A 6,302-nucleotide genomic window follows, 5' to 3' on the forward strand; every position below is an offset into this window, starting at 1 on the left:
CGCCTTCCTGTCGGAGCCTGCGCCGGCGGCGGTGCTCGCCGCGCTTCCGGGATCGCGCGTCGTCGGCGGGCCGGTGCGCGACGCGCTCGCCGGCGTCGCCGTGCATGACGTGGACGTCGCCGCGCCGATGCCGCCCGAGGAGATCGCGCGGCGCCTGTCGGCGGCGGGTCTCAAGGTGTTCGAGACGGGCCTGGCGCATGGCACGCTGACCGCCGTGCTCGGCGGCGTGCCGGTGGAGGTGACCGCACTGCGGCGCGACGTCGCGACCGATGGCCGCCACGCCGAGGTCGCCTGGACCACGGATTGGCGCGAGGACGCGGCCCGGCGCGACTTCACCATCAACGCCATGTCGCTCGATGCCGGCGGCCAGCTCTGGGATTATTTCGGCGGGCGAGAGGATCTCGAGGCCGGGCGGGTCCGCTTCGTCGGGGATCCGGCGACGCGATTGCGCGAGGACTACCTGCGCGCGCTGCGCTTCTTCCGCTTCTGGGCCCGCTACGGCCGTGGCGCGGCGGACGCGGCCGCGCTGGCGGCGATCCGCGCCGCGGTGCCGGGGCTCGCCGCGCGCATCGCGCCCGAGCGGATCTGGATGGAGCTCAAGCGCCTGCTCGCGGCACCCGACCCGGTGGAGGCGCTCGCCCTGATGCGCGAGTGCGGGCTGCTGGCCGCGGTGTTGCCGGAGGCGGGGGGCTTCGTCCCGCTCGGCCGGCTGGTGGCGCGCGGCGCGCCGGCGGAGCCCCTGCTGCGGCTGGCGGCGCTGCTGCCCTCGGCCGATCCGGTGCCGGCGCTGGCGCGGAGGTTGCGCCTCTCCAACGAGGAGCGCGAGGCGCTTTGGCACTTTGCGGCTTTATCCGTGCCGGCGGCGCTGTCGGTTTCGGACAAATCGGCTCTCCGCGCCTGGCTGGCCGAACGACCGAAGGAGCAGGCGGCAGGCGAACTCTGGCTGGCCGAGGCACGCGACGGGCAGGACCGCGCCGCGCTGCGCGACGCGGTAGGGGCGATGGAGCGCCCCGTCTTCCCCCTGCTCGGCCGCGACCTGCTGGAACTCGGCGTGGCGCCGGGTCCGGCGATGGGGCGGCTGCTGTCGGAATTGCGCGGCTGGTGGATCGCCGGCGGCGCCGGGGCGGATCGCGACGCCTGCCTGCGCGAGGCACAGGCCCGGATCGTGGACGGGGCGGCGTACGGGCCCGCCGCCCCGACCGATCCCCCAGGGCAGCACCCCGCCAAGGACCCACCGCGCGGGACCTGACGGGTCGCGCGGCGAGACAGGAACAAATAGAGAACTAGCGCATCCCTGGCCGGGTGGCAAGCGGATTCGGCGGCTGCGCGACCCTCGCAGAGAGTCGGGGGGCGGGGTAGAGGGGGCCCGGTCGGCGCTGCCGCGCCGAATCACGAACCCCCACCCTGACCCTCCCCCGCAAGCGGGGTAGGGAGACAGGGATGACCCTCCCCAGCCGGGGAGCGCGAGAGAGCATGGCACGTCCCGCCTTCGACGCCGCATCCGTACCGCTCGTGCTGCGGCTCTGGCGCGAGCATGTGCGGCAGCATCCGAGGCTGCTGGCGCTGGCGATCGTCTGCACCCTGGCGCTGGCGGCCACCACCGCGCTCTATCCCATCATCATCCAGGAGGCCTTCAACCGCTTCGCCGCCGGCGACGCGCAGGTCGTCTGGCTGCTGCCGCCCGTGATCATCGCCGTCACCGCGGCGCGCGCGCTGGCCATGTACGGCCAGGCGATCTCGACCCAGTCCATCGTGCTGCGGGTGATCGAGGGGCTGCAGAAGCGGCTGTTCGCCGCGCTGACGCGGGCCGACCTCGCGCAGGTGGCGCGCGAGGCGCCGGCGCGCCACGCCGCGCGCTTCACCACCGACGCGGCGCTGATCCGGGAGGCGCTGTCGAAGGCGCTGAGCGGCTTCGCCGATGTCTTCACCATCATCGGCCTCGTCGGCTCGATGCTCTGGATGGACTGGAAGATGGCGCTGCTGGCGGCGCTGCTCTACCCGATCGCGGCCTGGCCGATCGTGGCGATCGGCAAGCGCATCCGCCGCGCCTCGGCCGGGATGCAGGACCGGGTGGGCGAGACGGCGGCGCTGCTGACCGAGAGCCTCGGCGCGGCGCGGGTCGTCCGGACCTATCGCCTGGAAGCGGCAGAACAGGCGCGGGCGGAGACCGCCTTCGCCCGCCTGCGCGAGAGCACCTTCGCCATCCAGCAGCGGCGCGCGCGGCTAGATCCCGTGCTGGAGGTGCTTGGCGGCGTCGCGGTGGCGGCGGTGCTCGGCTTCGTCGGCTGGCGCGTGTCGGAGGGGCTCGGGACGATCGGCGACTTCACCGGCTTCGTCGCCGCGCTGCTGATCGCGGCACGGCCGGTGCGCGCGCTGGGTTCGCTGAACGCGGCGCTGCAGGAAGGGCTGGCGGGGCTGTCGCGAACCTTTGCAACGGTGGACGAGGCGCCGCGCATCGCCGATGCGCCAGGCGCGCAGACGCTGCCGGCGGGGCATGGTCGCGTGGTCTTCGACGCCGTCGGCTTCACCTATGACGGTGTGCCCGATGCGGCGCTGCGCGACCTGTCCTTCGTCGCGGAGCCCGGGCGGACGGTGGCGCTCGTCGGGCCTTCGGGCGCGGGAAAATCCACCGCGCTCGCGCTGGTGCCGCGGCTCTACGACGCGACGGCGGGCCGCATCACGCTGGACGGCGCCGAGTTGCGGAGCGTGACGCTCGCCTCGCTGCGCGACGCCATCGCCTATGTCGGGCAGGATGCGGTGATCTTCGACGACACGGTGCTGGCGAACATCGCCTGCGGCCGGCCGGGGGCTACGCATGAGGAGGTGGAGGCGGCCGCCCGCGCCGCCGCCGCGCATGACTTCATCGACGCCTTGCCGGACCGCTACGCCACGGTGCTCGGCCCCGGCGGCTCGCGGCTGTCGGGCGGGCAGCGGCAGCGCGTGGCGCTGGCGCGTGCGCTGCTGCGCAACCCGCGCGTGCTGCTGCTGGACGAGGCGACGAGCGCCTTGGATGCGGAGAACGAGGCGCTGGTGCAGGAGGCGATCGCGCGGCTGCGCGCGGGGCGCACCACGCTGGTGATCGCGCATCGGCTGTCCACGGTGCGTGATGCCGACCTGATCGTCGCGATGGAGGCCGGCCGCGCGGTGGAGCAGGGCACGCATGCCGAGCTGATGGCGCGCGAAGGGCTTTATGCGCGGCTGGTGAAGACGCAGGCCTTCGTGGCGTGACGATGCTGCGGGAACCCTTGCCCGATCCCGATGCCATCCACCCGCTGCCCGAGCTGCCGCGGGTGGTGTTCCTGCAGCCGCTGCTGGCGTCGCTGGGCGAGGCGGCGCCGGCGAATGTCGAGGTCGGCGCCTTCAGCTACTACGACGATCCCGTGCACGGCCGCGATTTCTTCGGGCGCAACCTGCTCTACAACATCTCGGGCGAGACGCGGCTTCGCATCGGGAAGTTCTGCGCCTTCGCGACCGGCGCGAGCTTCATGTTCCCCGACGCGAACCACGCGCTGGCGGGGCCTTCCACCTATCCCTTCGGCATACTGGGCGGCGCCTTCGCCGAGCTGCTGCCGCTGTCCGACTACCTGTGGAAGCCGGGCGCCGACACGGTGGTCGGGCACGATGTGTGGATCGGGATGGAGGCGCTGGTCATGCCGGGCGTGCGCATCGGCCATGGCGCCGTGGTCGGCGCGCGGTCGGTGGTGACGCGCGACGTGCCGGACTACGCGGTGGTCGCCGGCAACCCGGCGCGGGTGGTGCGGCGGCGGTATCCGGAGGCGGAGGCGGCGCGGCTGGTGGCGCTCGGCTGGTGGGACTGGCCGGTCGAGCGCATCGCGCGCGCGGTGCCGGCACTGGTGAAGGGAAGCGTGGCGGAGCTTGAGCAATTCGCCCGCGACGAGGGGCTCACTCCCGCCTGAGCACCCCGTCCACCAGCCGGTCCGCCCAGGGCTTGCTGCGGAAGCGGGCGCGCAGGTCGCCCTCGTCGTAGTCCTGACGCAGCCAGTCGAGGAAGGGTTTCGGCCCGTGCGCCGCCTGATACGACGCGTAGTCCTGGAAGAAGGCGTCGAGGATGCCGGTGCGGCTCGCCGCCACATGGCCGAAGCGCCAATGCAACTGGTCGAGCGCGGCCGAGACGGGCTTGCCCTGCAGCAGCAGCCAGATGCCGGCGACGAGGCCCGTGCGGTCGGCGCCCGACTTGCAGTGGATCAGCACCGGCTCCGGCAGTTCGGCGAACAGGCCGGCGAGGCGCAGGATGCGGTCCTTGTGCGGCGCGCCGCGGCTCTCGAACGGCGCATCGGCATGGATCAGGCCGAGCTCGCCGGCGCGCGCGCGGCCGAGCGCGTCCGACCCGCAGTCCTGCCGGTGTCCGCGCAGGTTGATGACGCTGCGCAGCCCGTGCCGCCGCTTCGCCTGTTCGAGCTGCCAGGGCAGCGGGTGGTTCGAGCGGTAGAGCCGGCCCGGCTCCACCACGCCCCAGTTGCGCCAGCCGAGGCGCAGGATGGCGTGGTCCACGAGCAGGCTGTTCAGCCAGGCGCCGCGGCGGCCTGAAAGGGTGGAGAGGTCGGGCACGCCGGCGGATATGGCCGGGGCCGCGGCGGAAGGCCAGAGAGGCGGCGGAACGAACGGACCGACCCTGCGTCGCGTTGGCTCGTCTCAACCAGCCAGGGACAAGCCCATGTCGAACAAGGCCAAGATGCCGCCCGTGCCGCCCGCCGGCGTCAGCCCCGCCGGGACCGGCAGCGCCACGCCGGGCGAGGGGTCGCTGCCCGCCAACGAGGCGGAGCAGAACATCGAGTCGAAGAAGCGGAAGCTCGAGCAGCAGGAACGCCAGGGCAACACCTGGCAGAACACGCACCACCAGGGCTACCAGCAGGACCGCTGAGATGCCGGAGAAGCACCCCAACACGAAGCGCTGGGGCGGGCCCGGGGCGAGCCACGAGGACGCCTCGAAGCCGATGCCGGAGCCGCCGCCGGCGCATCCGCCGGGCGCCACCAGCACCAATCCCCGCGTCAGCAAGATCTCGGGCGGTGGTGGCGAGCGCGACGAGAAGCACAGCGCGGTCGATCCGCTGCGCAGCTCGAAATCGCACGCGACCGACGGCGATACGCCGAGCGGCAACAGCCGCGGCTACCGCGACAACCGCTCGCGTCACGACCGCGAGGCGGACCGCAAGGCGGTGGAGGAATAGCGAAGCGCTGGCGCGGGAGGGCGATGCCCTCCCGCGCGGCCGTCTGCTGCTAGTCGAGCCTCGCGCCGGAGACGCGAACCACTTCCTGCCACATCGGCCGCTCCCGGTTCACGCGCTCCGTCACCTGCGCGGGCGTGCTCCAGACCGGGCGCGCGCCGGCGCGCAGGAAGCGCTCGGCGAAGGCAGCGTCCTGCTTGATCTCGCGGATCGTCGTGGCGGCGCGCTCGACGATCGGGGCGGGGACGCCGGCGGGGAAGGCCATGGCGCACCAGGACGTCACCACCATGTCCGGCACCCCGGCCTCGGCCATGGTCGGGATGTTGGGCAGCGTCGGCCAGCGCTCCGCGCTCGTCACGGCGAAGGCCTTCATCCGGCCTTCCTGGATGACGGGGATGTAGCTGGCCAGGTTATCGATCGCGAAATTGAGGTCGCCGGCGAGCATCGCCGGGATGATCTGCGCCGCGCCGCGGAAGGGCACATGGGTGCCGTCGATGCTGAGCCGGCTGGTGAAGAGCGAGCCGGTCAGGTGCGCCGTCGTGCCCACGCCCGGCGAGCCGAAGGACGCCCCGTTCCGCTGCGCGCGCGCCCAGGCGATGAACTCCTGCAGGGTGTTCGCCGGGTTGTGCTGCGCCGAGACGACGACGACGTTCGGCAGCTCCCAGTGCATGGAGATCGGCTGGAAGTCGCGCTGCGGGTCGTAGGGCAGGCGCGTGTAGAGGAACTGGTTGATGTGCCAGGCGCCGAGCGTCAGCGGCGCCATGGTGTAGCCGTCGGGCGCGCTCTTCGCGAGCGCGTCGGCACCGATGTTGCCGCCCGCGCCCGGGCGGTTCTCGATGGTGAAGGGCTGGCCGAGGCGGGCCTGCATCTGCTCGCAGAGCAGGCGGCAGAGCACGTCGGTGGAGCCGCCGGGCGGCCAGGGCACGATGACGCGGACCGGCCGGTTGGGCCAGGGCGCGCCCTGGGCCAGGGCGGGCGCGGCGAGGGTGGCGGCCGATGCGGCGAGCAGCGCGCGGCGGGCGATCATGCGACGATCCTCCATGTTGGTTGGGGACTCGGTCGCATGGGCGCCCGCGTGGCGGTAGCCGGGCGGGCCGCCGGCCGGCTTGCGGCGGC

Annotated in this window: 7 protein-coding genes; 5 read left to right on the forward strand and 2 right to left on the reverse strand. The window is 73.4% G+C overall.

The annotated features are described in order from the left end of the window. Window positions 1–7: 7 nt before the first annotated feature. From L2I40_RS17145 to L2I40_RS24485, 3 genes are all read left to right on the forward strand, one after another. On the forward strand, window positions 8–1,249 hold the full coding sequence (locus tag L2I40_RS17145; RefSeq protein ID WP_237216415.1) for a CCA tRNA nucleotidyltransferase: 1,242 nt from the start codon (window positions 8–10) through the stop codon (window positions 1,247–1,249). Between the two features lie 224 nt (window positions 1,250–1,473). Further along, window positions 1,474–3,228 (forward strand): ABC transporter ATP-binding protein, encoded by a 1,755-nt coding sequence (locus L2I40_RS17150; protein WP_237216411.1) that lies wholly within the window; start codon window positions 1,474–1,476, stop codon window positions 3,226–3,228. Window positions 3,229–3,245: 17 nt separating this feature from the next. After that, window positions 3,246–3,917, forward strand: a complete 672-nt coding sequence (locus tag L2I40_RS24485; RefSeq protein WP_272910983.1) for a CatB-related O-acetyltransferase — start codon at window positions 3,246–3,248, stop codon at window positions 3,915–3,917. Here the strand turns inward: L2I40_RS24485 and L2I40_RS17160 are convergent. Beyond that, a complete protein-coding gene (locus L2I40_RS17160) occupies window positions 3,904–4,569 on the reverse strand; it encodes a tyrosine-protein phosphatase (protein ID WP_237216412.1) in 666 nt (221 codons plus the stop codon). The genes L2I40_RS24485 and L2I40_RS17160 overlap by 14 nt on opposite strands. A 106-nt stretch (window positions 4,570–4,675) precedes the next feature. Between L2I40_RS17160 and L2I40_RS17165 the strand changes: the two genes are divergently transcribed. Next, complete coding sequence (locus tag L2I40_RS17165; protein WP_237216413.1) at window positions 4,676–4,882, forward strand: hypothetical protein; 207 nt, start codon at window positions 4,676–4,678, stop codon at window positions 4,880–4,882. A gap of 1 nt (window position 4,883) precedes the next feature. Continuing rightward, window positions 4,884–5,189 carry a hypothetical protein gene (locus L2I40_RS17170; RefSeq protein WP_237216414.1) on the forward strand — a complete coding sequence of 102 codons (306 nt, stop codon included), beginning with the start codon at window positions 4,884–4,886 and terminating at the stop codon, window positions 5,187–5,189. 49 nt (window positions 5,190–5,238) lie between these two features. Here L2I40_RS17170 and L2I40_RS17175 read toward each other — a convergent pair. Then, on the reverse strand, window positions 5,239–6,302 hold a 1,064-nt coding region (locus L2I40_RS17175), incomplete at its 5' end, for a Bug family tripartite tricarboxylate transporter substrate binding protein (protein WP_308116435.1).

Origin of the sequence: Falsiroseomonas oryziterrae (assembly GCF_021864505.1) — a bacterium.
In the GTDB taxonomy this organism is placed as follows: Bacteria; Pseudomonadota; Alphaproteobacteria; order Acetobacterales; family Acetobacteraceae; genus Falsiroseomonas; species Falsiroseomonas oryziterrae.

What these genes read in the sequence shown, in the direction of transcription:
- L2I40_RS17165 (WP_237216413.1), top strand. Translation starts at nt 4,676, where the DNA reads ATGTCGAACAAGGCCAAGATGCCGCCCGTGCCGCCCGCCGGCGTCAGC.
- L2I40_RS17150 (WP_237216411.1), top strand. Translation starts at nt 1,474, where the DNA reads ATGGCACGTCCCGCCTTCGACGCCGCATCCGTACCGCTCGTGCTGCGG.
- L2I40_RS17170 (WP_237216414.1), top strand. Translation starts at nt 4,884, where the DNA reads ATGCCGGAGAAGCACCCCAACACGAAGCGCTGGGGCGGGCCCGGGGCG.